This is a genomic window from Shigella sp. FC1544, from assembly GCF_001722145.1.
Classification (GTDB): Bacteria; Pseudomonadota; Gammaproteobacteria; order Enterobacterales; family Enterobacteriaceae; genus Escherichia; species Escherichia coli.
Genome location: NZ_MECT01000366.1, coordinates 1 through 26,614 on the forward strand (window position 1 = coordinate 1; position 26,614 = coordinate 26,614).

The 26,614-nt window shown below is 50.4% G+C and carries 20 protein-coding genes, 1 tRNA gene, 1 other RNA gene and 2 pseudogenes; 10 read left to right on the forward strand and 14 right to left on the reverse strand.

The genetic code is table 11. From position 1 onward, the window contains the following. The 3 genes from BGK49_RS27660 to ychE (BGK49_RS31160) form a co-directional block, all read right to left on the reverse strand. Positions 1–165: IS1 family transposase (locus BGK49_RS27660; RefSeq protein WP_047664789.1), on the reverse strand; the 165-nt coding region annotated here is incomplete at its 3' end. A 126-nt stretch (positions 166–291) separates the two neighbouring features. Further along, a complete protein-coding gene (gene ychE / locus BGK49_RS16360) occupies positions 292–939 on the reverse strand; it encodes an NAAT family transporter YchE (RefSeq protein WP_000616554.1) in 648 nt (215 codons plus the stop codon). A gap of 30 nt (positions 940–969) precedes the next feature. Then, positions 970–1,023 carry a protein YchT gene (gene ychE / locus BGK49_RS31160; protein ID WP_211180492.1) on the reverse strand — a complete coding sequence of 18 codons (54 nt, stop codon included), beginning with the start codon at positions 1,021–1,023 and terminating at the stop codon, positions 970–972. A 393-nt stretch (positions 1,024–1,416) separates the two neighbouring features. On the opposite strand from ychE (BGK49_RS31160), the gene adhE reads away from it, so the two are divergent. Together adhE and BGK49_RS16375 are read left to right on the forward strand one after the other, a co-directional pair. After that, positions 1,417–4,092 (forward strand): bifunctional acetaldehyde-CoA/alcohol dehydrogenase, encoded by a 2,676-nt coding sequence (gene adhE, locus BGK49_RS16365; RefSeq protein WP_000301691.1) that lies wholly within the window; start codon positions 1,417–1,419, stop codon positions 4,090–4,092. A gap of 123 nt (positions 4,093–4,215) precedes the next feature. Next, positions 4,216–5,112: pseudogene (locus BGK49_RS16375) on the forward strand (IS4 family transposase). Between the two features lie 281 nt (positions 5,113–5,393). On the opposite strand, the gene tdk reads toward BGK49_RS16375, so the two are convergent. Further along, positions 5,394–6,011 (reverse strand): thymidine kinase, encoded by a 618-nt coding sequence (tdk, locus tag BGK49_RS16380; RefSeq protein WP_000250447.1) that lies wholly within the window; start codon positions 6,009–6,011, stop codon positions 5,394–5,396. Between the two features lie 595 nt (positions 6,012–6,606). Here tdk and hns point away from each other — a divergent pair. Next, positions 6,607–7,020 carry a histone-like nucleoid-structuring protein H-NS gene (hns, locus tag BGK49_RS16385; protein WP_001287378.1) on the forward strand — a complete coding sequence of 138 codons (414 nt, stop codon included), beginning with the start codon at positions 6,607–6,609 and terminating at the stop codon, positions 7,018–7,020. 143 nt (positions 7,021–7,163) lie between these two features. Here hns and galU read toward each other — a convergent pair whose 3' ends face one another. From galU to rssA, 3 genes are all read right to left on the reverse strand, one after another. After that, complete coding sequence (galU, locus tag BGK49_RS16390; protein WP_000718998.1) at positions 7,164–8,072, reverse strand: UTP--glucose-1-phosphate uridylyltransferase GalU; 909 nt, start codon at positions 8,070–8,072, stop codon at positions 7,164–7,166. 201 nt (positions 8,073–8,273) lie between these two features. Continuing rightward, the gene (gene rssB, locus BGK49_RS16395; protein WP_000193454.1) at positions 8,274–9,287 is read right to left on the reverse strand and encodes a two-component system response regulator RssB; all 1,014 of its coding nucleotides are present in this window, start codon (positions 9,285–9,287) and stop codon (positions 8,274–8,276) included. Positions 9,288–9,378: 91 nt separating this feature from the next. After that, complete coding sequence (gene rssA / locus BGK49_RS16400; RefSeq protein ID WP_005024994.1) at positions 9,379–10,284, reverse strand: patatin-like phospholipase RssA; 906 nt, start codon at positions 10,282–10,284, stop codon at positions 9,379–9,381. Between the two features lie 112 nt (positions 10,285–10,396). On the opposite strand from rssA, the gene BGK49_RS16405 reads away from it, so the two are divergent. The 4 genes from BGK49_RS16405 to BGK49_RS16420 all read left to right on the forward strand — a co-directional run bounded on the left by BGK49_RS16405 (position 10,397) and on the right by BGK49_RS16420 (position 12,166). Next, positions 10,397–10,855 (forward strand): YchJ family protein, encoded by a 459-nt coding sequence (locus BGK49_RS16405; protein WP_024259599.1) that lies wholly within the window; start codon positions 10,397–10,399, stop codon positions 10,853–10,855. 49 nt (positions 10,856–10,904) lie between these two features. Then, on the forward strand, positions 10,905–11,747 hold the full coding sequence (purU, locus tag BGK49_RS16410) for a formyltetrahydrofolate deformylase (RefSeq protein WP_000555840.1): 843 nt from the start codon (positions 10,905–10,907) through the stop codon (positions 11,745–11,747). Positions 11,748–11,906: 159 nt separating this feature from the next. After that, a tRNA-Tyr gene (locus tag BGK49_RS16415) sits at positions 11,907–11,991 on the forward strand. A 47-nt stretch (positions 11,992–12,038) separates the two neighbouring features. Next, positions 12,039–12,166: non-coding RNA, RtT sRNA (locus tag BGK49_RS16420), on the forward strand. Between the two features lie 183 nt (positions 12,167–12,349). On the opposite strand, the pseudogene narI reads toward BGK49_RS16420, so the two are convergent. The 5 genes and pseudogenes from narI to narK form a co-directional block, all read right to left on the reverse strand. After that, a pseudogene (gene narI / locus BGK49_RS16425) lies at positions 12,350–13,026 on the reverse strand (respiratory nitrate reductase subunit gamma). Next, a complete protein-coding gene (narJ, locus tag BGK49_RS16430) occupies positions 13,026–13,736 on the reverse strand; it encodes a nitrate reductase molybdenum cofactor assembly chaperone (RefSeq protein ID WP_069375781.1) in 711 nt (236 codons plus the stop codon). Before narJ ends, narI begins: the two are co-directional and overlap by 1 nt. Next, positions 13,733–15,271, reverse strand: a complete 1,539-nt coding sequence (gene narH, locus BGK49_RS16435) for a nitrate reductase subunit beta (RefSeq protein ID WP_000702660.1) — start codon at positions 15,269–15,271, stop codon at positions 13,733–13,735. Before narH ends, narJ begins: the two co-directional genes overlap by 4 nt. 17 nt (positions 15,272–15,288) lie before the next feature. Continuing rightward, positions 15,289–19,011, reverse strand: a complete 3,723-nt coding sequence (locus tag BGK49_RS16440) for a nitrate reductase subunit alpha (RefSeq protein WP_000032860.1) — start codon at positions 19,009–19,011, stop codon at positions 15,289–15,291. 515 nt (positions 19,012–19,526) lie between these two features. Then, positions 19,527–20,918 carry a nitrate transporter NarK gene (narK, locus tag BGK49_RS16445; RefSeq protein WP_000019827.1) on the reverse strand — a complete coding sequence of 464 codons (1,392 nt, stop codon included), beginning with the start codon at positions 20,916–20,918 and terminating at the stop codon, positions 19,527–19,529. Between the two features lie 338 nt (positions 20,919–21,256). Between narK and narX the strand changes: the two genes are divergently transcribed. Both narX and narL read left to right on the forward strand, forming a co-directional pair. Next, positions 21,257–23,053: a nitrate/nitrite two-component system sensor histidine kinase NarX gene (narX, locus tag BGK49_RS16455; RefSeq protein ID WP_000918033.1), complete on the forward strand. Its 1,797-nt coding sequence runs from the start codon at positions 21,257–21,259 to the stop codon at positions 23,051–23,053. After that, a complete protein-coding gene (gene narL, locus BGK49_RS16460) occupies positions 23,046–23,696 on the forward strand; it encodes a two-component system response regulator NarL (protein WP_000070491.1) in 651 nt (216 codons plus the stop codon). The genes narX and narL overlap by 8 nt, the downstream gene beginning before the upstream one ends. Here narL and ychO read toward each other — a convergent pair whose 3' ends face one another. Beyond that, positions 23,697–25,091 carry an inverse autotransporter invasin YchO gene (gene ychO / locus BGK49_RS16465; RefSeq protein WP_000086218.1) on the reverse strand — a complete coding sequence of 465 codons (1,395 nt, stop codon included), beginning with the start codon at positions 25,089–25,091 and terminating at the stop codon, positions 23,697–23,699. Positions 25,092–25,274: 183 nt separating this feature from the next. On the opposite strand from ychO, the gene ychN reads away from it, so the two are divergent. Next, complete coding sequence (ychN, locus tag BGK49_RS16470) at positions 25,275–25,628, forward strand: DsrE/F sulfur relay family protein YchN (protein WP_001169674.1); 354 nt, start codon at positions 25,275–25,277, stop codon at positions 25,626–25,628. A gap of 43 nt (positions 25,629–25,671) precedes the next feature. Here the strand turns inward: ychN and chaC are convergent, their stop codons facing one another. Continuing rightward, positions 25,672–26,367: a glutathione-specific gamma-glutamylcyclotransferase gene (gene chaC / locus BGK49_RS16475; protein ID WP_001297117.1), complete on the reverse strand. Its 696-nt coding sequence runs from the start codon at positions 26,365–26,367 to the stop codon at positions 25,672–25,674. Between the last annotated feature and the right edge of the window lie 247 nt (positions 26,368–26,614).

The following is a 26,614-nucleotide window of genomic DNA, read 5'->3' on the forward strand; positions in this document are numbered from 1 at the left end:
TTTCTGGTGCGTACCGGGCTGAGAGGCGGTGTAAGTGAACTGTAGTTGCCATGTTTTACGGCAATGAGAGCAGAGATAGCGCTGATGTCCGGCAGTGCTTTTGCCGTTACGCACCACGCCTTCAGTAGCGGAGCAGGAAGGACATCTGATGGAAATGGAAGCCACGCAAGCACCTTAAAATCACCATCATACACTAAATCAGTAAGTTGGCAGCATTACCCTGCGCGGGAACAAAGTAAAAATAATGACGAAGTAAACGGAGCATGGCAGCTCCGTTTCATTTGAAAGGAATTAATTAAGCAGGCCGGGGAAAATCCCCTTAATACCAGTAACGATAAATTCAATCCCCAATGCCATCAGCAATAGCCCCATAATACGCGTAATCACGTTGATGCCGGTCTGGCGTAAAACCCGTACCAGCCAAGGTGCCATGCGGAACAATCCCCAGCAACATAAAGCGAACAATGCAATAGCCACAAAGAAACCAAACAGATAGCTAATGCTGTGATAACGCGTACCCCAGACGATGGTAGAACTGATCGCCCCTGGCCCCGCCATCAACGGCAACGCCAATGGCACCACACCAATGCTTTCACGTACCGCGGTTTCTGATTTTTCTTGCTTGTTCTGTTTATCCTCGCCAAGCTTGCCGCTGATCATCGACATCGCTATCGTCACCACCAGGATGCCCCCGGCGATACGGAACGAATCAATTGATATACCAAAAAGTTGCAGAATCGTGTCGCCGAGAAAAAGCGAGATCCACAAGATAATGGCCACAGACAGGTTGGCTGTAAGGTTAGTTTTGTTTCGCGCTGCCGCTGTCTGATAACTGGTCATGCTGATAAAGACGGGAATAATCCCTACCGGGTTGACCAGCGCAAATAACCCGATGAAAAATTTGAAGTAAACGGGAAAATCAAAAAAGGTCTGAATCACGGTTAGCTCCGAAGCAAAAGCCGGATAATGTTAGCCATAAATAAGGTTGAAAAGACGCGCTGACAATACGCCTTTTGACAGCATTTTTCACCTCCTAAATACTTAAAATTGCTATCATTCGTTATTGTTATCTAGTTGTGCAAAACATGCTAATGTAGCCACCAAATCATACTACAATTTATTAACTGTTAGCTATAATGGCGAAAAGCGATGCTGAAAGGTGTCAGCTTTGCAAAAAATTTGATTTGGATCACGTAATCAGTACCCAGAAGTGAGTAATCTTGCTTACGCCACCTGGAAGTGACGCATTAGAGATAATAACTCTAATGTTTAAACTCTTTTAGTAAATCACAGTGAGTGTGAGCGCGAGTAAGCTTTTGATTTTCATAGGTTAAGCAAATCATCACCGCACTGACTATACTCTCGTATTCGAGCAGATGATTTACTAAAAAAGTTTAACATTATCAGGAGAGCATTATGGCTGTTACTAATGTCGCTGAACTTAACGCACTCGTAGAGCGTGTAAAGAAAGCCCAGCGTGAATATGCCAGTTTCACTCAAGAGCAAGTAGACAAAATCTTCCGCGCCGCCGCTCTGGCTGCTGCAGATGCTCGAATCCCACTCGCGAAAATGGCCGTTGCCGAATCCGGCATGGGTATCGTCGAAGATAAAGTGCTCAAAAACCACTTTGCTTCTGAATATATCTACAACGCCTATAAAGATGAAAAAACCTGTGGTGTTCTGTCTGAAGACGACACTTTTGGTACCATCACTATCGCTGAACCAATCGGTATTATTTGCGGTATCGTTCCGACCACTAACCCGACTTCAACTGCTATCTTCAAATCGCTGATCAGTCTGAAGACCCGTAACGCCATTATCTTCTCCCCGCACCCGCGTGCAAAAGATGCCACCAACAAAGCGGCTGATATCGTTCTGCAGGCTGCTATCGCTGCCGGTGCTCCGAAAGATCTGATCGGCTGGATCGATCAACCTTCTGTTGAACTGTCTAACGCACTGATGCACCACCCAGACATCAACCTGATCCTCGCGACTGGTGGTCCGGGCATGGTTAAAGCCGCATACAGCTCCGGTAAACCAGCTATCGGTGTAGGCGCGGGCAACACTCCAGTTGTTATCGATGAAACTGCTGATATCAAACGTGCAGTTGCATCTGTACTGATGTCCAAAACCTTCGACAACGGCGTAATCTGTGCTTCTGAACAGTCTGTTGTTGTTGTTGACTCTGTTTATGACGCTGTACGTGAACGTTTTGCAACCCACGGCGGCTATCTGTTGCAGGGTAAAGAGCTGAAAGCTGTTCAGGATGTTATCCTGAAAAACGGTGCGCTGAACGCGGCTATCGTTGGTCAGCCAGCCTATAAAATTGCTGAACTGGCAGGCTTCTCTGTACCAGAAAACACCAAGATTCTGATCGGTGAAGTGACCGTTGTTGATGAAAGCGAACCGTTCGCACATGAAAAACTGTCCCCGACTCTGGCAATGTACCGCGCTAAAGATTTCGAAGACGCGGTAGAAAAAGCAGAGAAACTGGTTGCTATGGGCGGTATCGGTCATACCTCTTGCCTGTACACTGACCAGGATAACCAACCGGCTCGCGTTTCTTACTTCGGTCAGAAAATGAAAACGGCTCGTATCCTAATTAACACCCCAGCGTCTCAGGGTGGTATCGGTGACCTGTATAACTTCAAACTCGCACCTTCCCTGACTCTGGGTTGTGGTTCTTGGGGTGGTAACTCCATCTCTGAAAACGTTGGTCCGAAACACCTGATCAACAAGAAAACCGTTGCTAAGCGAGCTGAAAACATGTTGTGGCACAAACTTCCGAAATCTATCTACTTCCGCCGTGGCTCCCTGCCAATCGCGCTGGATGAAGTGATTACTGATGGCCACAAACGTGCGCTCATCGTGACTGACCGCTTCCTGTTCAACAATGGTTATACTGATCAGATCACTTCCGTACTGAAAGCAGCAGGCGTTGAAACTGAAGTCTTCTTCGAAGTAGAAGCGGACCCGACCCTGAGCATCGTTCGTAAAGGTGCAGAACTGGCAAACTCCTTCAAACCAGACGTGATTATCGCGCTGGGTGGTGGTTCCCCGATGGACGCCGCGAAGATCATGTGGGTTATGTACGAACATCCGGAAACTCACTTCGAAGAGCTGGCGCTGCGCTTTATGGATATCCGTAAACGTATCTACAAGTTCCCGAAAATGGGCGTGAAAGCGAAAATGATCGCTGTCACCACCACTTCTGGTACAGGTTCTGAAGTCACTCCGTTTGCGGTTGTAACTGACGACGCTACTGGTCAGAAATATCCGCTGGCAGACTATGCGCTGACTCCGGATATGGCGATTGTCGACGCCAACCTGGTTATGGACATGCCGAAGTCCCTGTGTGCTTTCGGTGGTCTGGACGCAGTAACTCACGCCATGGAAGCTTATGTTTCTGTACTGGCATCTGAGTTCTCTGATGGTCAGGCTCTGCAGGCACTGAAACTGCTGAAAGAATATCTGCCAGCGTCCTACCACGAAGGGTCTAAAAATCCGGTAGCGCGTGAACGTGTTCACAGTGCAGCGACTATCGCGGGTATCGCGTTTGCGAACGCCTTCCTGGGTGTATGTCACTCAATGGCGCACAAACTGGGTTCCCAGTTCCATATTCCGCACGGTCTGGCAAACGCCCTGCTGATTTGTAACGTTATTCGCTACAACGCGAACGACAACCCGACCAAGCAGACTGCATTCAGCCAGTATGACCGTCCGCAGGCTCGCCGTCGTTATGCTGAAATTGCTGACCACCTGGGTCTGAGCGCACCGGGCGACCGTACTGCTGCTAAGATCGAGAAACTGCTGGCATGGCTGGAAACGCTGAAAGCTGAACTGGGTATTCCGAAATCTATCCGTGAAGCTGGCGTTCAGGAAGCAGACTTCCTGGCGAACGTGGATAAACTGTCTGAAGATGCATTCGATGACCAGTGCACCGGCGCTAACCCGCGTTACCCGCTGCTCTCCGAGCTGAAACAGATTCTGCTGGATACCTACTACGGTCGTGATTATGTAGAAGGTGAAACTGCAGCGAAGAAAGAAGCTGCTCCGGCTAAAGCTGAGAAAAAAGCGAAAAAATCCGCTTAATCAGTAGCGCTGTCTGGCAACATAAACGGCCCCTTCTGGGCAATGCCGATCAGTTAAGGATTAGTTGACCGATCCTTAAACTGAGGCACTATAACGGCTTCCACAACAGGGAGCCGTTTTCTTATGCCACTTCTCAATGATCTGCTCGATTTCAGTGACCATCCGCTTATGCCTCCGCCCTCTGCACAACTATTTGCAGAACACCTTCCCACCGAGTGGATACAACACTGCCTGACGCTTTCTGCTCATGCGACCGTTCGCCGCCGTCGTTTACCGGGGGACATGGTTATCTGGATGGTGGTGCAATGAGCCAATTACCGATGTTGTTCGCCGTCTGAACCTGAGCGCGGATGGCGAAGCGGGGATGAACCTGCTGGCCCGCAGCGCTGTCACCCAAGCGCGTCAGCGCGTGGGGGCCGCCCCAGTGGAATGGCTCTTCCGCCAGACCGCACAGACAGGGGCGCGGAACGTTACCTGAAGGATGACTGGCACGGCCTGCAACTTTTTGCCATTGATGGCGCACAGTTCAGGACACCTGATAAACCCGAGCTGCGTGAATATTATGGGTCTGCCAACACATCCACTAAGCGGCAGAACGCCTACCCGGTTATGCGTCTGGTGGCCTTAATGAACCTGGGAAGTCACATTCTGCTGAATGCCGTGACCGCACCTTACCGGCAGAGCGAAACTGTGCTGGCCCACTCCATGCTCGCCACCATCCCGGATAACTCTATTACGTTGTTTGATAAGATTTTTTACAGCGAAGACCTGCTGCTAACGCTGAACCAGAAGGGTTGTAACCGCCACTGGCTACTGCCTGCGTGGAAGAATATCGCATCAGAAATGATAGAGCTGGGAAACACGGCGTCACCAGGGACCATCCCGAAACGACTGGAGCATCTTCGGGGTGCTCTGGAAGTGGTGTTCATAACAAAACGCCCCCGACCATCAAGGCCGAGGTCGGTTAAGATATCAAAAACCCGTTATCCTGTGAAACATAGTGCCGCTCCTCTTAAGTGAACGGCATTGCCCTTCTGGGGCCGTATTTTTTGTTTACCCAAAGCAACTTTTCCATAAACCGACAGCATTAGCCTTCATCATATTTGCGACGATGTATAACGCCTAAACACAGGGATATTGTACTTTACAGGTCACAAGTCAACGTCGGTGCTTAAGAGCCCTGTGAGGCGTATAGCGGCGTTAAAAAACTGCCGAGAAGGGTATATAGCCCGGAAGAAGTGCGTAAAACGAACTGACAGGATAAAAGTGCCCTGCTCACCCTGTCAGTAAAGAAATTCTTATTAATCGTGGCGATGCCTTTCCTGAATAGCCGTTAATGAGCCGACTTGTAACGCCTCTTTATAGTGTTTACGGCATACAGAAACGTATCGTTCATTACCACCAATTACCACCTGCTCACCTTCGTTATAAGGTCTGCCTGCTTGATCAAGACGCAGCACCATGCTTGCTTTACGGCCACAAAAACAGATGGTTTTTAATTCAACCAGTTTGTCGGACCATGCCAGTAAGTATTGGCTGCCAATAAATAATTCACCTCGAAAATCGGTACGTAAACCATAACAAAGTACGGGTATATCGAGTTGATCGACAACCTCCGATAATTCATATACTTGTTGTCTGGTTAAAAACTGGCATTCATCAACCAGTACGCAATGAATTGCCTGCTGTTCATGTTCCGCACGAATCTCATCAAATAATGATGAATTTTGGTTAAATAATTTTGCAGGCGATGACAAACCTATACGCGAACTGACTTTCCCGGCACCAAAGCGATCATCAATTTCTGCCGTATATACGACAGTGCGCATGCCGCGTTCTTGGTAATTGTATGAAGATTGCAACAATGCTGTAGACTTACCCGCATTCATTGCGGAATAGTAGAAATATAGCTGTACCATCAGCCACAGGCCCTCAATGATATGAAATAAAGTTGGCTGGAGTTTATTCAGTTTTTCAGCTCAACAGTATGCACAGAAGTGGGTATATGCGTTCTCCCTTACGAAGCCTTGCATAATCCTTCTGAGCTATCATTACAACTGCCTCGCTTGTTATAAGCGGGTAAATGACTGCTGGTAACTATTCACAACCTTTAACCTGTTGCGCAAGTAATAGCCCTCTGTTGACCTCCAGGAGATAGTGCAATACTAAGTCCATGCTCTTATTGCGACTGTTCTACTTTTCATCATTCGCTTAATAGGGAATTCTCGTAAACACAACTAATACAGAAGACTGAAAGGTCGTCAGCCTACGATAATCTCCCCATAAAATGTGACATGAATCAGGAAGTTTTAACCTCACGTGCTGCGAAATCATCGGTGTAAATAGGGCTATATGCCGCGTCTTTTCTGGCTAATTTTATGAAAAGATATTTATTGGCGGCACAAAATAAAGAACAATTTTGAATTCCTTACATTCCTGGCTATTGCACAACTGAATTTAAGGCTCTATTATTACCTCAACAAACCACCCCAATATAAGTTTGAGATTACTACAATGAGCGAAGCACTTAAAATTCTGAACAACATCCGTACTCTTCGTGCGCAGGCAAGAGAATGTACACTTGAAACGCTGGAAGAAATGCTGGAAAAATTAGAAGTTGTTGTTAACGAACGTCGCGAAGAAGAAAGCGCGGCTGCTGCTGAAGTTGAAGAGCGCACTCGTAAACTGCAGCAATATCGCGAAATGCTGATCGCTGACGGTATTGACCCGAACGAACTGCTGAATAGCCTTGCTGCCGTTAAATCCGGCACCAAAGCTAAACGTGCTCAGCGTCCGGCAAAATATAGCTATGTTGACGAAAACGGCGAAACTAAAACCTGGACTGGCCAGGGCCGTACTCCAGCTGTAATCAAAAAAGCAATGGATGAGCAAGGTAAATCCCTCGACGATTTCCTGATCAAGCAATAATCTTTTGTAGATTGCAATTGCTTAAAATCCCGCCATCGGCGGGATTTTTTATTGTCCGGTTTAAGACAATTTAATAAGAATAAGCTATAAAAAAACGGCGTCGATTGTTCAACGCCGTTTCGTGGATAACACCGATATGGATGTTACTTCTTAATGCCCATCTCTTCTTCAAGCCAGGCTTTAAATTCCGTGCCAAGGGTGTTATGACGAATACCGTATTCAACGAAGGCCTGCATGTAACCTAATTTATTACCGCAGTCATGGCTCTTCCCTTTCATATGATAGGCTTCCACCGTTTCTTTTTCGATCAGCATATCAATTGCGTCGGTGAGCTGAATTTCATCACCAGCTCCCGGAGGGGTTTTTGCCAGCAACGGCCAAATATCCGCGCTAAGTACGTAACGACCCACAATAGCGAGATTAGACGGCGCAACATCCGCTTTCGGTTTTTCTACCACACCAACCATCGGTACACTTTCACCCGGCGCTAATTCAACGCCTTTGCAATCCACAACGCCATATGCGGTCACATCAGCAACCTGTTCAACCATGATCTGGCTATGACCCGTTTCATCAAAGCGGCGGATCATCTCTGCCAGGTTATCCTGTGACAAATCGGATTCATATTCATCCAGAATAACATCAGGCAAAATAACAGCTACCGGTTCATCACCCACTACCGGGTGAGCACACAACACCGCGTGTCCCAGGCCTTTCGCCAGCCCCTGACGAACTTGCATAATAGTCACGTGCGGCGGACAAATAGACTGCACTTCATCAAGCAGTTGACGTTTTACACGTTTTTCCAGCATTGCTTCCAGTTCAAAACTGGTATCAAAGTGGTTTTCAATCGAGTTTTTAGATGAGTGCGTAACCAGCACAATTTCAGTAATGCCAGCCGCAATACATTCATTCACGACGTATTGAATTAATGGCTTATCGACAAGTGGCAGCATCTCTTTCGGGATGGCTTTCGTCGCCGGCAACATCCTGGTTCCTAATCCCGCAACGGGGATAACGGCTTTTTTGACTTTCGTATTAATGGCAGCCATTTAAATTCTCCTGGACTGTTCGTGTTTTGAACGTGTTCATATTTCTGTATCGCATCCCAGTATATCAGCACCCCGAAGGGGCTAAGTTCTGAAAAGGAGGCGAGTTAGCATAATTAAGACAATTACTTATACGAATGGCGACGATAGTACCACCAGCCGACATTAGCAGGTAATGCAAATTTAGTCCGCGTTATCGTTTGCTCATTCTGCAGACAACATCAAGCGCAGTCGACCACCGGTTCCCCATATTTGGCATTGCCAGGCATCGCATCGCTGGCTCAATTGATTCAAATAAGCGTTACCTAAAGTGCCTAACGGAACACCATTACTGATTTGCACCTGGTGTTCGCCGGTATTTAACGTCGCATTCAGACCCGCAGAAACCAGAATGAGATTTTTCAGTTCGCGATGATAATAGCCAACTAATAGCGGAAACTGCCCCGGCAGATTGGCCTGACGGAGTAAATGGTTTACCTGCTTCAATAACGCGCCCAGCTCTGGCAACCGTTGATTTTGGTGTGCAAGCTGTTCCTGTAATAATCCGTTAAACAATGCGCGTAATAACAAGGCAGCAAGTACGCCATTATGTCCAGCTCGGGTGACATCAAGGCAATAAAATGCCAGATCGTTTTCCGAAAGTGCGGCAATATCAAGCACCAGGCCGGGTTTGTCCGCGGCAACCAATTGACGATAATTAACCCGGCAATGGGAAATCACCTGCTGAACCGGCGGTTGTAGTTCCTGTAATAATTTCGCCGCTGCGGCAGGGTTATCAACCGTTGCATCCCAATCGCGAAAAAGCCTTTCCTCTTCCTCAACGCGCGAATTAAACATGCTGGGATAGAGACAGGCAAAAACCATCTCGCGCAAGCGATTCAGATCTTTAACTGGTTTCAGCAAAACATCTTCAACGCCCAGACGTAACGCTTTGGCAATATCTGCCATATTTTCAGTGGCAGATATCACCAGAACTGGGGTCTGGTCGCCTCTGTTACGTATATGCTCCAGCAGTTTAAGCCCGTTCATTCGTGGCATCGCGATATCACATATCATCAGGTCTGGAGTGAAACCTCCCAGCAACTCAAGGGCATCCACCCCATCAGCCGCCAGTACCGTTGTCGCTCCCAATGAGGAAAACCATGAATCCAGAAGCGAGCGAAATACCTGCTCATCTTCAACAATGAGAATCTGTTTTCCGACCAATGGCTGCGTCATGTTCTCTCCCCTGACTGGCTTTACTCAATAGTGGCATGCTATTGCCACCTGCGCCTGTCAGAATTAACTTAAGTGTAGATAAAAATTCTGGTCAAATGTTGGTGCGTACCAACGGCAAAAGTTCGTCCATTTTCCTTTCCACTGCCAGCTGTCCGGCCGCAATGGCAGCGTGCGCGCGATGGAAATCAAGCGTAGATATTTGCGGGCAAACAGGTTGAATCAGAATATCGGGCGGATCACCTGCCATGCGGTTCCTTTTAAGGCGGTTCTCCAGCACCTGGATAGAAGTGGTCATAATCTCTGTTGCCGTTGGCGCTGTCACCGCCCGACGTGTTGTTATACTGCCTAACCTTTCTTTCAGACGCGCATGCCACGGCAAAGATTCACCATTCTCGCTATTTTCTTCACTGACATTAAAGGAGAGCAAATCTTGTTGCATCAAATGAGCATCGTGCTGCAGGTCGACCGCTATCACAATATCAGCCCCCAATGCACGCGTGAGGGAAATAGGAATTGGGTTAACTACTGCTCCATCAACCAGCCAGTAGCCGTTATGTGCAACAGGTGCCATGAGTCCTGGAATACTGCATGATGCGCGAATAGCAAGATGGAGATCGCCTTCAGTAAACCATAATTCACGTCCCGTACTTAAATTGGTGGCAACAGCCGCAAAGCGACGGGAACAATTTTCGATCTCTGTTTCCGGCATTATTTCGCGGTATTGATTGAAGACACGCTCGCCGCGCAGTAACCCACCGCGCTGCCAGGAGAGATCCATCAGGCGTAAAACATCCCAATAACTGAAAGAGGTCACCCAATCTTCCAGCGCAGATAATCGATCGCATGCATAGGCAGCGCCCACCAGCGAACCAATTGAACATCCTGCAACGATATCAATTTCAATACCCACTTTTTTTAGCGCATTAATAACGCCAATATGCGACCAACCTCTCGCCGCGCCAGATCCCAGCGCCAGCCCTATTTTTATCTTTCTCATTATTCCCGCAAGATTCCCCTGGAATGCAATCGTAGCCACATCGCTACTGCTCGGTTAACATAGTGCTACTCAGGCGGTTAATACGCCGTTATTGTTTCCAGGGAGATTATTTGTGTCTCAGCTTTGTCCCTGTGGTAGTGCTGTCGAGTATAGCCTATGTTGCCACCCTTATGTGTCTGGTGAAAAGGTTGCACCTGATCCAGAACATCTCATGCGTTCGCGTTACTGCGCTTTTGTGATGCAAGACGCAGATTATTTAATAAAGACCTGGCATCCCTCTTGTGGAGCAGCGGCGTTACGTGCCGAATTGATGGCCGGATTTGCGCATACTGAATGGTTGGGATTGACCGTATTTGAACATTGTTGGCAGGACGCCGACAATATCGGATTTATCAGTTTTGTTGCTCGATTTACCGAAGGTGGCAAAACAGGTGCAATAATTGAACGTTCGCGATTTTTGAAAGAAAACGGTCAATGGTACTATATTGACGGTACACGTCCGCAGTTTGGTCGCAACGATCCCTGCCCTTGTGGTTCAGGTAAAAAATTTAAAAAGTGCTGCGGCCAATAATGGTTGACGGTACGGTTTAGCAAACACTCTCAACAAGGTTTTTCCAGCAATGCATTCACTCCAACGTAAAGTTCTGCGTACTATTTGTCCGGACCAAAAAGGTCTGATCGCACGTATTACCAATATTTGCTACAAGCACGAGTTAAATATCGTACAGAACAATGAATTTGTTGATCACCGTACCGGGCGCTTTTTTATGCGCACGGAACTGGAAGGGATTTTTAATGATTCCGCCCTGCTGGCGGATCTCGATAGCGCATTGCCAGAAGGCTCCGTGCGTGAGCTGAATCCTGCCGGTCGTCGCCGGATAGTGATTCTGGTCACTAAAGAAGCGCATTGCCTTGGCGATTTGTTGATGAAAGCCAATTACGGCGGCCTGGATGTCGAAATCGCGGCAGTTATTGGTAACCACGATACTTTACGTTCTCTGGTTGAGCGTTTTGATATTCCGTTTGAGCTGGTAAACCATGAAGGGTTAAGCCGCAACGAGCACGATCAAAAGATGGCAGACGCCATTGATGCTTATAAACCTGACTATGTGGTGCTGGCGAAGTATATGCGGGTATTAACGCCGGAATTTGTGGCACGCTTCCCGAATAAAATCATCAATATTCACCATTCATTCCTGCCTGCGTTTATCGGCGCACGTCCTTATCACCAGGCCTATGAACGTGGTGTGAAGATTATTGGCGCAACCGCTCACTATGTGAATGACAATCTGGACGAAGGCCCAATCATCATGCAGGACGTTATTCATGTCGATCATACCTACACAGCTGAAGATATGATGCGCGCAGGTCGTGACGTCGAGAAAAACGTCTTAAGTCGTGCGCTATACAAAGTACTGGCACAGCGCGTCTTTGTTTACGGTAATCGGACGATTATTCTTTAATCGCCAGCAAAAATAACTGGTTACCTTTAATCCGTTACGGATGAAAATTACGCAACCAGTTCATTTTTCTCAACGTAACACTTTACAGCGGCGCGTCATTTGATATGATGCGCCCCGCTTCCCGATAAGGGAGCAGGCCAGTAAAAAGCATTACCCCGTGGTGGGGTTCCCGAGCGGCCAAAGGGAGCAGACTGTAAATCTGCCGTCATCGACTTCGAAGGTTCGAATCCTTCCCCCACCACCATCACTTTTCAAAAGTCCGTAAACTCTCAAACGAATCCGCAATTAAATATTCTGCCCAAGCGGGGAAGGATGAGAAGCTGACCAAGGTTCGACTTGAGCGCCAGCGAGAGAGCGTTGCCGCAGGCAGACCCGAAGGGCGAAGCGCGCAGCGCTGAGTAATCCTTCCCCCACCACCATCGCTTCCTTGAATAATCAAAACCTGTTACTCCGAGCTAATTTTGCCCGATGGCACCACGTTTACCGGGCCTACAATATCCTCCCCTGTAGGTCGGATAAGCGAAGCGCATCCGACAACTCACCCCGCACCGTGCCCATAAAAAAACCCCGCCGAAGCAGGGTCTATGTGAACTAAAATTCGTTTAGTGACGAGCGCGCACCAGCTGGTACTTACGTGTCAGATACTCCACCGGTACGCTCCAGATGTGTACCAGACGCGAGAACGGGAACAGCAGGAATAACGTCATCCCCAGCACCAGGTGCAGACGGAAGATAAACGCCACACCATCGAGGTGTTGAGAAGCGCCACCGTGGAAGGTCACCACCGACTGCGCCCAGCCAACCAGTTTCATCATCTCGCTACCGTCCATATGCTGAGCGGAGAACGGAATGGTCAACAGGCCCAGCGCGCACTGGATAACGAGCAGCGACAGGATCAGGATATCCGCTCCGGTAGTGGTTGCACGCACGCGTGGGCTGAACAGACGACGCTTCAGCAACAGCACGCCGCCAATCAGACACAGCACGCCGCTGGCACCACCAGCAAACATCGCCATTTTCTGTTTCACTTCAATCGGCAGCCAGGCTTCATACATCCAGTGCGGCGTCAGCATACCGAAGAAGTGACCAACAAAAATCCCCAGAATACCGATATGGAACAGGTTCGACGCCAGGTTCATCCCTTTGCGATCCAGCATCTGGCTGGCGCCGCGCGCCAGGTGTACTGCCCGTAGTCATAACGCAGCCAGCTACCAATCAGGAAGACCGCCCCGGCTATGTACGGGTAGATATCAAAGAAGAACATATTCAGGAATTGCATTAGTGCTGTCCTCCGGTGGTGATATTCAGATATTGCGGCGCGACGGCACCGGCAAAGCGACTCTGATGAGCAGTGATTGCTGAATCACCGCAGCCTTTGTCAGCAAAGAATTTAACCTGCTCTTCTTCCCAGACAGCATCCAGCGCCTGCGGCGTATCATCGCGCGCTTCGTCGGCAATTTTTTCCGCCACTTTGTCGCTGTCGATAGCGGTATTGGCCAATTTCAGCAGCAGATCAAACATCACGGCATAACGGCTTTCACGCTGTTGCAGACGCGCGCTCAGCAATGCCAGAATCGGCGCGATATCTTTCAAACCTTCCACGGCTTCGCTTTGCGGCAGCTGCGACAGGTACTCCAGATACAGCGGCAGATGGTCCGGTAATTCGCGGCTGTTTAACTGCAAGCCGTGCTGCTCGTACTGCGCCAGCAGGTCCACCATCGCCTGGCCGCGGTCACGGGATTCACCGTGAACATGTTCAAATAGCAACAGTGACGTGGCGCGGCCACGGTCGAACAGTTCGCTGTACTGGGCCTGGGCATCGAGCGGATCCATCGCCGTTAAATCGCGCAGGAAAATGCCCAGCGCATGGGCATCTTCTTTCGACAGATTTTTCGACGCAGCAATCGCCTCAAACATCTCTTGTTGATGCTGCCATAAGGCAGCATCCGGATATTCAAGGAGACGCGATACAATCACGAGTTCGATCATGGATGCGGCTCCGTTTTGCTGGTCACATCGATGGCATCGATACGACGGCTGTTGAACAGATTGAATTTGGTATCTGAGCCGTGGCAGCCATCACCAAAGGTAAAGCCGCAGCCATTTTTCTCCGGGAAGGCTTCCCGTGCCAGTTCACGATGACTACTCGGCACCACAAAGCGATCTTCGTAGTTAGCAATCGCCAGATAACGGTACATCTCCTGTGCCTGGGCTTCGGTCAGACCGACCTCTTCCAGCGCACGGGTATCAACTTTACCGTCAACGGTTTCAGCACGTTTGTAATGACGCATCGCCAGCATACGTTTCAGTGCGCGCAGTACCGGTTTGGTATCACCGGCGGTCAGCAGATTCGCCAGATACTGTACCGGAATACGCAAGCTTTCGACGTCTGGCAGAATGCCGTTGCTACCCAGCTCACCCGCGTCTGCTGCAGACTGAATCGGAGACAGAGGCGGCACGTACCAGACCATCGGCAGTGTGCGATATTCTGGATGCAGCGGCAGCGCCAGTTTCCATTCCATTGCCATTTTATAAACCGGCGACTGCTGTGCGGCTTCAATAACGCTCAGCGGAATACCGTCTTTAATCGCCTGCTCGATGACTTTCGGATCGTTCGGATCGAGGAACACCTCCAGCTGACGCTGGTAAAGATCTTTCTCGTTCTCGGTGCTGGCTGCACGTTCAATCGCGTCGGCATCGTACAGCAGCACGCCAAGATAACGGATACGACCGACACAGGTTTCTGAGCACACGGTCGGCTGACCCGCTTCAATACGCGGATAGCAGAAGATGCACTTCTCAGACTTACCGCTCTTCCAGTTGAAGTAGATTTTTTTGTACGGGCATCCGGTGATGCACATACGCCAGCCACGGCATTTATCCTGGTCGATCAGGACGATGCCATCTTCTTCACGCTTGTAAATCGCACCGCTCGGGCAGGTCGCCACACATGCCGGGTTCAGGCAGTGTTCGCACAGGCGCGGCAAATACATCATAAAGGTGTTTTCGAACTGGCTATACATCGCCTTCTGGATGTTGTCGAAGTTCTTGTCTTTCGCCAGTTTGTCAAACTCACCACCCAGGTCATCTTCCCAGTTCGGCCCTTTTTCGATTTTCGCCATCCGTTCCCCGGTAATCAGCGAACGGGGACGGGCAATCGGCTGCGATTTGCTGCCTTCCGGCGCGGTATGCAGGTTCTGATAGTCAAAATCGAACGGCTCGTAATAATCGTCGATCCCCGGCAGATGCGGGTTAGCGAAGATTTTACCCAGCAACATGGCACGGTTACCCATGCGCGGCTGCAGTTTGCCGTTGATTTTACGGATCCAGCCGCCTTTGTATTTTTCCTGGTTTTCCCAGTCAGTCGGGAAGCCCTGACCCGGCTTGGTTTCCACGTTGTTGAACCACGCGTACTCCACGCCTTCACGGCTGGTCCAGACGTTTTTACAGGTAACTGAACAGGTGTGGCAGCCGATGCACTTATCGAGATTCAGCACCATGCCGACTTGTGAACGAATTTTCATTTTACGCTCTCCTGTACCTAGTCATTGCCTTCGCCATCTAACCAGTCAATGTTCTTCATCTTACGCACTACAACAAACTCATCGCGGTTAGAACCTACGGTGCCGTAGTAGTTAAAGCCGTATGCCAGATGGGCATAGCCACCAATCATATGCGTCGGTTTCGGCGTGATACGGGTGACCGAGTTGTGGATCCCCCCACGCTGGCCAGTAATTTCCGAACCCGGCAGGTTAACGATACGTTCCTGCGCGTGGTACATCATGGTCATCCCTGCCGGAACACGCTGGCTGACAACCGCACGGGCAGTCAGCGCACCGTTGCTGTTGTAAACTTCAATCCAGTCGTTATCGGCAATGCCCAGCTCTTTGGCATCGGCTTCGCTCAGCCAGACCACCGGGCCACCGCGACCTAAGGTCAGCATCAACTGGTTGTCGCTGTAGGTGGAGTGGATCCCCCACTTCTGGTGCGGCGTCAGGAAGTTGAGCGCTTTTTCCGGGTTGCCGTTGGATTTCTGGCCTATCACTTCTTTCACCGAACGGGTGTCGATCGGCGGACGATAAACCAGCAGGCTTTCACCGAAATCACGCATCCACTGGTGATCCTGATACAGTTGCTGACGACCAGAGAGCGTACGCCATGGGATCAGCTCGTGAACGTTGGTGTAACCGGCGTTGTAAGAAACGTGTTCATCTTCCAGACCAGACCAAGTCGGGCTGGAGATAATTTTGCGCGGCTGTGCCTGAATATCGCGGAAGCGGATCTTCTCGTCTTCTTTATTCAGCGCCAGATGCGTATGGTCACGACCGGTAAATTCGCTCAGGGCAGCCCAGGCTTTCACGGCTACCTGACCGTTGGTTTCCGGTGCCAGTGTCAGGATCATCTCTGCCGCATCAATTGCGGTGTTCAGCATCGGCTGGCCTTTCGCCGGACCTTCCGCTTTGGTGTAGTTGAGCTTACGCAGCAGATCCATCTCGCTCTGGGTGTTCCAGGCAATCCCTTTACCGCCATTACCGATTTTCTCCATCAGCGGGCCGATAGAGGTAAAGCGTTCGTAAGTCGCCGGATAAGCGCGCTCTACGACCATAATGTGTGGCGCGGTTTTACCTGGGATCAGGTCGCACTCGCCTTTTTTCCAGTCTTTCACATCCAGCGGCTGCGCCAGTTCAGCGGCAGAGTCATGCTGGATAGGCAGCGTGACGATGTCGGTTTCTTTACCCAGATGGCCGACGCACACTTCGGAGAATTTCTTCGCGATGGCTTTGTAGATTTCCCAGTCGCTTTTCGCTTCCCAGGCCGGATCGACCGCCGCAGACAGCGGGTGAATAAACGGATGCATATCCGAAGTATTCATGTCGTCTTTTTCGTACCAGGTCGCCGTCGGCAAAATGATGTCGGAATAGAGACAGGTGCTCGACAGACGGAAGTCCAGCGTAACCACCAGATCCAGCTTGCCTTCCAGACCATTGTCCTGCCAGTCCACTTCTTCCGGCTTCACGCCGCCCTGTTGCCCCAGATCTTTACCCTGGATACCGTGCTCCGTCCCCAGCAGGTACTTGAGCATAAACTCATGACCTTTACCGGAAGAACCGAGCAGGTTAGAACGCCAGATGAACAGGTTGCGCGGGTGGTTTTTACCGTTTTCTGGTTGTTCTGCCGCAAAACGGATGGAACCCTCTTTCAGGGATTTCACCGTATAGTCCACCGGATTCATCCCGGCTTTTTCCGCTTCGCCAGCGATAGTCAGCGGGTTAGTGCCTAACTGCGGTGCAGACGGCAGCCAGCCCATGCGTTCCGCACGGACGTTAAAGTCGATCAAGTGTCCGGTATAGCGGGATTTGTCCGCCATCGGTGACAGCAACTCTTCCGCCGTGACGGTTTCATAACGCCACTGGCTGGAGTGGTTATAGAAATAAGAAGTGCTGTTCATGTGACGCGCCGGACGCTGCCAGTCAAGGGCAAACGCCAGCGGCTGCCAGCCGGTTTGCGGACGCAGTTTTTCCTGACCTACATAGTGCGCCCAGCCGCCCCCGCTCTGACCGACACAGCCGCAGAAAATCAGCATGTTGATCAGACCACGATAGTTCATATCGAGGTGATACCAGTGGTTCAGCCCCGCACCAACGATAATCATCGAACGACCGTGCGTTTTATCAGCGTTATCGGCAAATTCACGGGCGATGCGAATAATCTGGCTGCGAGAAACGCCGGTAATCTGCTCGGCCCAGGCCGGGGTATAAGCTTTCACATCGTCATAGCTGGTTGCACAGTTAACGTCGTTCAGGCCACGTTCCAGACCGTAGTTTGCCAGCGTCAGATCATAAACGGTGGTCACCAGGGCGGTGCTGCCATCAGCCAGTTGCAGGCGTTTCACCGGCAGTTTGTGCAGCAGCACGTTTTCCAGTTCCACTTTGTTGAAGTGTTCCGTGCCGTCGCCACCAAAGTACGGGAAGCCTACCTCAGCGATCTCATCTTGGCTACCCAGCAGGCTCAGTTGCAGCTCGGTTTCTTCGCCAGTTTTGCCGTCGCGCTGCTCAAGATTCCATTTGCCCTTCTCGCCCCAGCGGAAGCCAATAGAACCGTTCGGCGCAACCATTTCGCCATTGGTATTAAAGGCGACAGTTTTCCATTCCGGATTGTTTTCCTGGCCCAGCGCATCAACCAGATCAGCAGCGCGCAGCATACGACCTGCAGCGTAGTAACCGTCGCGTTCTTCCAGCATCACCAGCATCGGCATGTCGGTGTAGCGACGCACATAGTCGGTGAAATACTGGCTTGGGTTGTCGAGGTGGAATTCACGCAGCATTACGTGGCCCATCGCCAGCGCCATTGCCGCATCGGTGCCCTGTTTCGGTGCCAGCCACAGATCGCACAGTTTGGCGATTTCAGCGTAGTCTGGTGTGACGGCAACAGTTTTGGTGCCTTTGTAACGCACTTCAGTAAAGAAGTGAGCATCCGGGGTACGCGTCTGCGGCACGTTTGAACCCCAGGCGATGATGTAGCTGGAGTTATACCAGTCAGCAGATTCCGGTACGTCAGTTTGCTCGCCCCAGGTTTGCGGAGACGCAGGAGGCAGGTCGCAGTACCAGTCGTAGAAGCTTAAGCAAGTACCGCCAATCAGCGAGAGATAGCGTGCACCCGATGCGTAAGAAACCATCGACATTGCCGGAATTGGCGAGAAACCAGCAACACGGTCCGGGCCGTAGTTTTTGATGGTGTAAACGTTAGATGCGGCGATCAGTTCGTTCACCTCCTGCCAGGAAGAACGAACAAATCCACCGCGTCCACGCGCCTGCTTAAAGCTTTTCGCTTTATCGGCGTCTTCAATGATAGAAGCCCATGCCTCAACCGGATCGCTATGCAGCGCCTTCGCTTCACGCCACATTTTCATCAGGCGTTTGCGCATCATCGGGTATTTCAGGCGGTTGGCACTGTAAAGATACCAGGAGTAGCTGGCACCGCGCGGGCAGCCGCGAGGTTCATGGTTTGGCAGATCCGGACGGGTACGCGGATAGTCAGTCTGCTGGGTTTCCCAGGTGACCAGACCGTTTTTGACGTAGATTTTCCAGCTGCAGGAGCCGGTGCAGTTTACCCCGTGGGTAGAGCGGACGATTTTGTCATGCTGCCAACGCTGGCGATATCCATCCTCCCAGTCACGGTTGGTATTGAGAAGCTGGCCATGCCCATCGGCAAAGGTTTCATCCTTCTGTTTGAAGTAGCGAAACCGGTCCAGGAATTTACTCATCGGTTTTCTCCTGTGGGAGCCTGTCGGCCCTCTGATAAATCGACATTGCTAATGTTTAAGGGCAAGGTAACGCTCTGAAACAGCGTGGGAATTGATAACGATCAAGAGTGATGGGGATAAAAAATAAAGTAAATTCCTAAGATACCCCTTTAGGATAATTAACAGCCACCACATAACAGACTGTAAATTAAGACGTTTTATACCTGTAGTTATTTAAACTATTAAGATTTTTATGCAGATGGGTATTAAGGAGTATTCCCCATGGGTAACATATTAATGGCTCTTAATGAAATCCGGCGAAATAAACCATATAACATTAGTATGTTGTAACTAAATAGCGCTTAAAAAAAGCGCGACATCATGCCGCGCAAAGGATAATCAAATATTTTACTCTATATAATTCGGTTTACAGGAAGGCGGCAAGTGAATGAATCCCAGGAGCTTACTAAAGTAAGTGACTGGGGTGAATGAACGCAGCCGCAGCACATGTAACCCGAAGTATGACGAGTAACGGTTTATTTTTTAGAATGCCGACCATATACCGCCCAGGTAATCACTACGCAGGCGATATAGAAAATCAAAAATACCTTCATTGCGCCGACTGGCGAACCCGTTAATGCCAGCGAGCTACCAAACGCTTTCGGGATAAAGAAGCCACCAATCGCGCCAATCGCAGAGATGAAACCCAGCGCCGCCGCCGTGTCGGTTGCCGCTTCACGCATCGCACGTTCGTCAGACCCCCCTTCTGCTTTCACGCGATCCATTGTCAGTTTACGGAAGATCACTGAAATCATCTGGAAAGTGGAACCACTACCCAGCCCAGCTGTCAGGAACAGCGCCAGGAAGACCGCGAAGAACGCCATGAAGCTTCCGCCCTGCCCGTCAGTCGGTAAGGTCAGGAACAGCAGGCCGCTGAAAATCGCCATCAGAATAAAGTTCACCAGCGTGACACGAGTTCCGCCCAGACGGTCAGATAATGCACCACCTGCAGAACGCGCCAGCGCACCAATAAACGGCCCGAAGAAAGCGTATTGCAGAATCTGAACATCCGGGAACTGCGTTTTTGACAGCATTGCAAAGCCCGCGGAGAAGCCGATGAAGGAGCCGAAGGTTGCCAGATACAGCAGGCTCATAATCCACAGATGACCCCGTTTGAGTACCGGCAACTGCTCCTTGATGGAGGCTTTCGAGGTAGCAAGATCGTTCATGCCAAACCACGCCGCAATGGTGAAGATGGCAAGGAACGGCACCCATATCCAGGACGCATTCGCCAGATACAGCTCAGTCCCATCCGGCTGTTTGACGCCCTGGCTACCAAATACTGCGAAAATCGACAGTGATACCACCAGCGGAGCAACCAACTGCATGACGCTGACGCCCATGTTTCCCAGACCACCATTCAGACCCAGCGCGCCACCCTGCTTCTGTTTCGGAAAGAAGAAGCTGATGTTTGCCATACTGGATGCGAAGTTCGCGCCAGCAAAGCCGCATAGCAGAGAGATGATGATGAAGACGCTATAAGGCGTGGAGGTATCCTGCACGGCAAAACCCAGCCAGACGCAAGGAATAATCAGAATACCGGTGCTGAACGCCGTCCAGCGACGACCACCGAAGATAGGAACCATAAAGGAGTATGGAACACGTAATAACGCGCCAGAAACCGAAGGCAGCGCAGTCAACATAAATAGCTGATCGGTCGTAAAATTAAAACCGACTTTCGGTAAGTTCACCGCAACAGCGCTGAACAACATCCATACGCAAAACGCCAGCAGCAGACAGGGAACGGAAATCCACAGGTTACGGCTGGCAATACGTTGACCGCGTTGTTGCCAGAACGCAGGATCTTCCGGTCGCCAATCTGTAATGACAGCTCCAGTAGCCCTTTCGGGGGCGGATGAGTGACTCATAGACACCTCTGATACTCGTTTCGATGTCTGCCACCTTAGTGTCTGTAGCTAAAGGCAATTTGATGTAAATCAAACGATAAGATAACTTTATCTATCATTGATATTTATCATTACCCATAGTGAGTACAGTGATTTCATAAAAATTATGAGATTTTTCACGGTGCTGTAAAATCCCTACCCTTACCGATGTAAAGCGACTAACCACACGGCAAATAAGGAGTAACTCTTTCCGGGTATGGGTATACTTCAGCCAATAGCCGAGAATACTGCCATTCCAGAATGTATCGTCACATTCATTAAGGTTATTGCTCATTTAAAGCCTGAAGGAAGAGGTTTACATGCTTAAACGTTGTCTCTCTCCGCTCACCCTGGTTAATCAGGTTGCGCTTATTGTGTTGCTTTCTACTGCTATTGGACTGGCAGGGATGGCGGTTTCTGGCTGGCTGGTGCAAGGCGTTCAGGGCAGCGCCCATGCGATCAACAAAGCGGGATCGCTGCGCATGCAAAGTTACCGTCTGTTGGCGGCAGTGCCATTAAGTGAGAAAGACAAGCCCTTAATTAAAGAGATGGAACAAACGGCATTTAGCGCCGAGTTAACTCGAGCAGCAGAACGAGACGAACAACTGGCGCAATTACAGGGTTTACAAGATTACTGGCGTAATGAACTGATCCCTGCACTGATGCGTGCACAAAACCGCGAAACGGTGTCAGCGGATGTCAGCCAGTTTGTTGCCGGGCTTGATCAGCTGGTATCTGGTTTTGACCGCACCACGGAAATGCGCATTGAGACAGTGGTACTGGTCCATCGGGTAATGGCGGTATTTATGGCACTTTTACTGGTGTTCACTATTATCTGGTTGCGGGCGCGACTGCTACAACCGTGGCGGCAACTGCTGGCAATGGCGAGTGCCGTCAGTCATCGCGATTTTACCCAACGCGCGAACATCAGCGGGCGCAACGAAATGGCGATGCTTGGAACTGCATTGAACAATATGTCTGCAGAACTGGCCGAAAGTTATGCCGTACTTGAGCAGCGGGTTCAGGAGAAAACCGCCGGGCTGGAGCATAAAAATCAGATCCTCTCTTTTTTATGGCAGGCTAACCGCCGTTTGCATTCCCGCGCCCCGCTGTGTGAACGCCTGTCACCTGTACTCAACGGCTTACAGAATTTAACCCTGCTACGTGATATCGAACTGCGGGTGTATGACACTGATGATGAAGAGAATCATCAGGAGTTTACCTGCCAGCCAGATATGACTTGTGATGATAAAGGCTGCCAGCTCTGCCCGCGCGGCGTATTACCCGTTGGTGATCGCGGCACAACCCTGAAGTGGCGGCTGGCTGACTCTCATACGCAGTACGGTATTTTGCTGGCGACCCTGCCGCAGGGGCGTCATCTTAGCCATGATCAACAACAACTGGTGGATACCCTGGTTGAACAACTCACCGCCACGCTGGCGCTGGATCGCCATCAGGAACGTCAGCAACAGTTGATCGTGATGGAAGAGCGTGCCACCATTGCGCGCGAACTGCATGATTCTATTGCCCAATCTCTCTCTTGCATGAAGATGCAGGTGAGTTGTTTACAGATGCAGGGCGATGCGCTGCCAGCAAGCAGCCGCGAACTGTTAAGTCAGATCCGTAACGAACTGAATGCATCCTGGGCGCAGTTGCGTGAATTGCTCACCACATTCCGCTTGCAGCTCACCGAGCCTGGATTACGTCCGGCGCTGGAGGCGAGTTGCGAAGAGTACAGCGCCAAATTTGGCTTCCCGGTGAAGCTGGATTATCAATTGCCGCCTCGTCTGGTGCCTTCACATCAGGCAATCCACTTGTTGCAAATTGCCCGTGAGGCATTAAGTAACGCCCTCAAACATTCGCAAGCGAGTGAGGTCGTGGTGACGGTGGCGCAAAACGATAATCAGGTCAAACTGACCGTCCAAGATAACGGCTGCGGCGTGCCTGAAAATGCCATCCGCAGCAATCACTACGGCATGATAATAATGCGCGACCGTGCGCAAAGTTTACGAGGCGATTGCCGCGTCCGCCGTCGTGAATCAGGTGGCACCGAAGTGGTGGTCACCTTTATTCCCGAAAAAACTTTCACAGACGTCCAAGGAGATACCCATGAGTAATCAGGAACCGGCTACTATCCTGCTGATCGACGATCACCCGATGCTGCGAACTGGCGTAAAACAGCTTATCAGTATGGCACCAGATATCACCGTGGTTGGCGAAGCGAGTAATGGCGAACAGGGTATTGAACTGGCGGAGTCTCTTGATCCCGATCTGATCCTGTTAGATCTCAATATGCCCGGCATGAACGGTCTGGAAACGCTGGATAAACTGCGCGAAAAGTCCCTCTCAGGGCGCATTGTGGTATTCAGCGTCTCTAACCATGAAGAAGATGTGGTCACCGCACTGAAACGCGGCGCGGATGGTTATCTGTTAAAAGATATGGAACCGGAAGATCTGCTGAAAGCATTGCATCAGGCAGCTGCTGGCGAAATGGTATTAAGCGAAGCATTAACGCCTGTTCTGGCCGCCAGCTTGCGCGCTAACCGTGCCACTACTGAGCGCGATGTTAACCAGTTAACCCCACGCGAGCGCGATATTCTCAAGCTGATTGCCCAGGGTTTGCCGAACAAGATGATTGCCCGCCGCCTGGATATCACCGAAAGCACAGTAAAAGTGCACGTCAAGCACATGCTGAAGAAAATGAAGCTCAAGTCTCGCGTGGAAGCAGCGGTATGGGTGCATCAGGAGCGCATTTTCTGATTACGGTTCCCAGCGCAGTTCGTCGTTTGACAATGCATCGAACGGTTCGACAAGCGTTAGCGTGATCTCATTGGAGGAGACACGCTGCCCCTGGTTATCTTCCGCCACCACCGACAATCGCCAGTGATTGCTTGCCCCTTCCCCGTTCTGCCAGTCAGGCATGATCAGCGTCCAGCCCTCCGCGCTGTTGGCTTGTGCGCCCGGCGTCAAACTTAATATCTGCGTATCGCCCTGCCAAATCAGTTGCCGAATACCGTAACGACTGCGGATTTGTAATTTCAGCGGCACTGTTTCGCCAGATTTTAGATCCCACGGCGGTGTCGCCAGAAACACCGTTAACGTTTTTCGCTGTCGGTACTCAAGAGTCGGTAGATTATTTCGCTGCGGATTGTCATAGCGACTACCACGTAACGACTGACTTTCGGCAACCTCGCCCGCAGAAAGTTGTTTTTTGAGCGGTACACCAAAGCGGTAATTAAGATTCCGCCCGAGGTTATTTTGATTCTCGCCACTTTCACCCTGTTTATGCTGGGCCGTCACAGTGACTAATGGCACAGGGGTGTAATTTAATCCCAGACTCAACGCGACGGGATTGTGATAACCCGTACCAGAGTTAAACAAATCAACACGATCACCAAAATACTGTTCTAGGCTGACACTGGTATTGAGGTGTTGATAGAACGGCATGCGCATCCGAGCTGTCAGGTCGTACCCGCGCGCCATCCGTTGTTCCTGCGTGGCTGTCTGTTCATGCCATGCAGCAAACGGCTGATAAAAGTTTGCCGATAATCGCAAATATTCGCCCCACGCTTCGGCACCAAAGCCCGCTCGCTGAAGATTTTCGTCCAGCAAGTTGTCATAAAAAGTGTTATAACCCACCAGCCAGTTGCCGCGCGCCCAGCGTTGCCCAACGCCCACATTGCTCACCAACCCATTATCCTGCTGAGTAAGACCAAGCTGGCTCCAGGTGAGATAACGATCATTATCTTGTAACGGCACAAACCAGCTTCCACGACTGCCGGTGAAATGTCCTTCGTTATCCACTTTGACGTCAACACTGGCATTTCCCCACGGTGATAGCCAGGACTCTACGTGCTGATTAACCTGTTGACTAAGCGCGTCGCGGACTTTTCCCAATGCGAAAGCTTTTGCCTGCTCGCCAGTATCCAGCCCGTTATCATTCATACTGGTTTCGCCGAAATCTTTCACAATTTCAGCAAAGTGTTTTTCCCCATCATGATTTTCGGGAGCCATGCCTAAATCCGGCAGACCATCATTGTTATTATCAAAGGGATTTGCCGCTTTTTGCTCGAAGGTAGATTGTGCGTTAGCTGTACCGCCTGCTACAAGCAAGAGTAAATAAAACGGGATAATGCGAGGAACGAAACGGCTCAAAACGTCGGTAACTTCCGGTAATAATGAAAATCATAGCCTTAAAGAATAACGATTACTGGCAACTTTTGTCGTATTTTCTCGCGCTTTCAGGAAAATCCTTAAAAATGTGACCGATTGGTCAGACGCTGCAGAAGCAGTAAGATAGAAGATGAGTGTCTAATTCCCTGAATACAGGAGTAAATAATGCAAAAAATCGTGATCGTTGCCAATAGCGCACCTTACGGGAGCGAATCCTTGTTTAACAGCTTGCGGCTGGCCATTGCGTTACGAGAGCAGGAGAGCAATCTGGATCTGCGTCTGTTCCTCATGTCTGATGCGGTCACAGCCGGGTTGCGCGGGCAAAAACCAGGGGAAGGCTACAACATTCAGCAAATGCTGGAGATCCTTACCGCTCAGAATGTACCGGTGAAATTGTGCAAAACCTGTACCGACGGGCGCGGGATTAGTACACTTCCTCTGATTGATGGGGTGGAAATCGGTACTCTTGTGGAACTGGCGCAATGGACGCTGTCAGCCGATAAAGTGCTCACATTTTAATGTTTGAGGGGGCGTCTGACGCCCCACTATGCGGGAAGTTTACTCAGGCGAATCCCGGCCGTAACACACCATCCGGATAATTCTCCGCCAGCAGTTTTTTTACCGATACCAGCAAATCATTCAGCCCGTCGTCCTGCATTCCCAGTTTGATAAGCTCCTGTTCCAGTGAAAACAGGTATTGTGCGTTGGTTCCCAGCGGACCGCTCGCCGCCGCAATCAACGGCGCGATGACCTGAGCGCGAGTGTCAGATTCATATTCTGGATGTCGCGGGTCCATAATAAACACAATGGCGTTTACTGTGCATCCATCATCAAGATCAAGCTGACACCAGGTTGGCAGATAACAGCCGGTAATCATCTCGCGCTTCCACAACAGGGTTAGTTCCTGCTCCAGCGTCTCTTCTGGCAGTCGATAGGCGACGCCTGTAGTGCGTCCGCCCTCTTTCAGTGCAAGCATCCGTCCAGGCTGGTGCGCAGTCCCGCGCCCGGCGGTCAGGCGCAGGCAAAACGCGCGATGCCATCCAACCAGTGTACCGGTGCACGACTCGGTAAACTCCAGTGCCGGATTCCACATCAACGATCCATAACCGAAGATCCACACCGGTCCCTCATCAGGTCGACAAGCCAGCGTCGCCGCCAGCGAAGCCGCTCGTTGCTCTGCTGACCATAAGAGTGATTCTTCAATGGCACCAAATGCCGTTTTACAATCGGCATTCATCAAGAAATCACGCGTTATCACCTTACACCTCCGCCACTGCATACTTCCCTGCGACAACTTTTTGGTGTCTTCCGGACATTTTTACTGCTCATTTTGAAACCACTAACGGGACAATATGCAATCCACGGACCACTTGCAAGGCAACACCGCACGAATAGCTTTAACTAAGTGGATTTGCCCCTATATTTCCAGACATCTGTTATCACTTAACCCATTACAAGCCCGCTGCCGCAGATATTCCCGTGGCGAGCGATAACCCAGCGCACTA

Coding starts and splice junctions, on each gene's coding strand:
- adhE (WP_000301691.1), top strand. CDS start 1,417: ATGGCTGTTACTAATGTCGCTGAACTTAACGCACTCGTAGAGCGTGTA.
- tdk (WP_000250447.1), bottom strand. CDS start 6,011: ATGGTACAGCTATATTTCTACTATTCCGCAATGAATGCGGGTAAGTCT.
- hns (WP_001287378.1), top strand. CDS start 6,607: ATGAGCGAAGCACTTAAAATTCTGAACAACATCCGTACTCTTCGTGCG.
- galU (WP_000718998.1), bottom strand. CDS start 8,072: ATGGCTGCCATTAATACGAAAGTCAAAAAAGCCGTTATCCCCGTTGCG.
- rssB (WP_000193454.1), bottom strand. CDS start 9,287: ATGACGCAGCCATTGGTCGGAAAACAGATTCTCATTGTTGAAGATGAG.
- rssA (WP_005024994.1), bottom strand. CDS start 10,284: ATGAGAAAGATAAAAATAGGGCTGGCGCTGGGATCTGGCGCGGCGAGA.
- purU (WP_000555840.1), top strand. CDS start 10,905: ATGCATTCACTCCAACGTAAAGTTCTGCGTACTATTTGTCCGGACCAA.
- narJ (WP_069375781.1), bottom strand. CDS start 13,736: ATGATCGAACTCGTGATTGTATCGCGTCTCCTTGAATATCCGGATGCT.
- narH (WP_000702660.1), bottom strand. CDS start 15,271: ATGAAAATTCGTTCACAAGTCGGCATGGTGCTGAATCTCGATAAGTGC.
- BGK49_RS16440 (WP_000032860.1), bottom strand. CDS start 19,011: ATGAGTAAATTCCTGGACCGGTTTCGCTACTTCAAACAGAAGGATGAA.
- narK (WP_000019827.1), bottom strand. CDS start 20,918: ATGAGTCACTCATCCGCCCCCGAAAGGGCTACTGGAGCTGTCATTACA.
- narX (WP_000918033.1), top strand. CDS start 21,257: ATGCTTAAACGTTGTCTCTCTCCGCTCACCCTGGTTAATCAGGTTGCG.
- narL (WP_000070491.1), top strand. CDS start 23,046: ATGAGTAATCAGGAACCGGCTACTATCCTGCTGATCGACGATCACCCG.
- ychN (WP_001169674.1), top strand. CDS start 25,275: ATGCAAAAAATCGTGATCGTTGCCAATAGCGCACCTTACGGGAGCGAA.